This window comes from Aquimarina megaterium XH134, from assembly GCF_000520975.1.
GTDB classification, from domain to species: domain Bacteria; phylum Bacteroidota; class Bacteroidia; order Flavobacteriales; family Flavobacteriaceae; genus Aquimarina; species Aquimarina megaterium.
This window is the reverse complement of record NZ_JACB01000170.1, coordinates 1-308: the sequence shown is the minus strand read 5'-3', so window position 1 is coordinate 308 and position 308 is coordinate 1. Positions and strand designations below refer to the sequence as shown.

Sequence of the window (308 nt, the reverse complement as noted above, 5' to 3'; positions counted from 1 at the left end):
CTTACGTTGAATGCTGATTTGAGTAGCATGCTATCAGAGCTTTGTACAGATGAGGGAGCTACCTTATATATGGTTTTGTTATCCGCTTTCAAGGTGTTGTTATCCCGTTATAGTGGTCAGGAAGATATTTGTGTAGGTAGTCCTATCGCCAATCGTACTCAATCTGAGTTAGAAGATATGATTGGTTTCTTTGTTAATACACTGGCACTTCGCAGTGATTTGGGAGGGAATCCTAGTTTTAAGGAAGTTTTAGAGAGCGTAAAAGAAACAACATTAGATGCGTATGATCATCAATTAGCTCCTTTTGA

At 38.6% G+C, this 308-nt stretch carries 1 protein-coding gene; it reads left to right on the top strand.

Annotation, left to right across the window (positions count from 1 at the left end; genetic code table 11):
- The coding region (locus tag Z053_RS29700) for a condensation domain-containing protein (RefSeq protein ID WP_152538413.1) at positions 1 to 308 on the top strand (308 nt) is incomplete at both ends.